Genomic DNA, 1,540 nt, shown 5'->3' with positions numbered 1-1,540 from the left:
CGCGGCAGCCGGTCGAGCCGTGCGGTGAGGTCGACCAGCTGATCGAGCTGCTGCGAGGCGCGCACTTCGGCGGCGAGGACACCAGCACCTCCCCGTCTGGCCCGTAGCGCCAGGGCAGGCCGCCGTCGGCGACCAGGGTTCCGACGCCGCTCGCGGTGAAGAACGCCGGGATGCCGCTGCCGCCCGCGCGAAGCCGCTCGGCGAGGGTTCCCTGCGGAGTGAGCTCGACCTCGAGGTCCCCGCCGAGGTAGCGCCGAGCGAAGTCCTTGTTCTCGCCGATGTATGACGCGATGACCCTGCTGATCCTGCCCTCCCTGAGCAGCTCACCGAGTCCCCAGCCGTCGACGCCGCAGTTGTTGGAGACGACCCGGAGGTCTGTCGTGCCCCGGTCGAGCAGGGCGCGGATCAGCACGATCGGCACGCCGACCAGGCCGAAGCCGCCGACGGCGAGGGAAGCGCCGTCTGGGATGTCCGCGACGGCGGCCGCCGCTGAGGTGAACGTCTTATCCATGGAGCAGTCCTTCGGTCCGGTTCAGGGAAGTGTCGGGGTCGGTGCAGAGGCGGCGGCCTCCGCGTCCAGGGCGGCGAACGTCGTGCGGGCTATCGAGAGCGCCGAGTTCGCGGCAGGCACCCCGGCGTAGATCGCGGTATGCAGCATCGCCTCGCTGATCTCGGCGCGGCTGAGCCCGTTGGTGAGCGCGGCGCGCACGTGCATCGCGAGCTCGTGCTCGTGGCCGCCGGTGATCAGGCAGGCGAGGGTGAGGAAGCTGCGGGTGCGCCGGTCGAGGCCGGGCCTGGTCCAGATTTCACCCCAGGCGTATCGGGTGATGAAGTCCTGGAAGTCGGCGGTCTCCGGGGTGATCGCGGCCGTCGCGGCATCCACGTGCGTGTCACCGAGCACGGCCCGGCGCACGGCCAGGCCCGCGGTGTACACCTCGGCCGCCGTTCGTGCGGAGGGATCCTGGGCCACGGCTAGTCCGATCGGCTGCTCCGCAGACGTTGCCGGGGGCGTCGCCGCGAGCTGTTCCCTGAGCAGGCCTGCGAGGTCCCGCGGCCGCTCGAGGGAGGGCAGGTGGGCGACTCCCGCGATCTCGGCGAACCGGGCGCCGGGAATGGCCGCGGCGAGTTCGGTGACGAGGGCACTCGGCGTGGCGAGGTCGAGTTCCCCGGCGACGCAGAGCGTCTGCACGGCGATGCCGGCGACCGCGTCGCGCTCGTCGAAGGCGGCGAGCGCCTCGCAGCAGAGCGCGTATGACTCGTCGTCGATGTCGAGCAGCCGGTTCAGCGCACCGGCACCCGCCGCGGGATCGCGCTCCAGGAACCCCGGAGCGAACCAGCGTTCGGCGCTGCCGATCACCATCGAGGGCGTTCCGCTCGCCCGGATCTGTGCGGCGCGCTCGTGCCAGCCCTCCGCTGTGCCGATCCGTGCCGCCGAACAGACGACGGTGAGGCTCAGCAGGCGCCCGGGGTGGCGGATGCCGAGCTCGAGCCCGACCGCTCCGCCGAGCGAGATCCCGGCATAGTGGAAGGACTCCGGTGC

The 1,540-nt window shown here is 72.1% G+C and carries 2 protein-coding genes; both read right to left on the bottom strand.

Annotation, left to right across the window (positions count from 1 at the left end):
- Nucleotides 1-511: 3-oxoacid CoA-transferase subunit A (locus QN345_RS18895; protein WP_323509096.1), on the bottom strand; the 511-nt coding region annotated here is incomplete at its 3' end.
- A 21-nt stretch (nt 512-532) separates the two neighbouring features.
- A partial coding sequence (gene pcaC / locus QN345_RS18890) for a 4-carboxymuconolactone decarboxylase (protein WP_323509095.1) occupies nt 533-1,540 on the bottom strand: 1,008 nt, incomplete at its 5' end.

It is taken from the genome of Cryobacterium sp. 10I1, assembly GCF_035019805.1.
Taxonomy (GTDB): domain Bacteria; phylum Actinomycetota; class Actinomycetes; order Actinomycetales; family Microbacteriaceae; genus Cryobacterium; species Cryobacterium glucosi.
The sequence above is the reverse complement of the archived record's forward strand: the minus strand, read 5'-3'. Positions and strand labels throughout refer to the sequence as shown.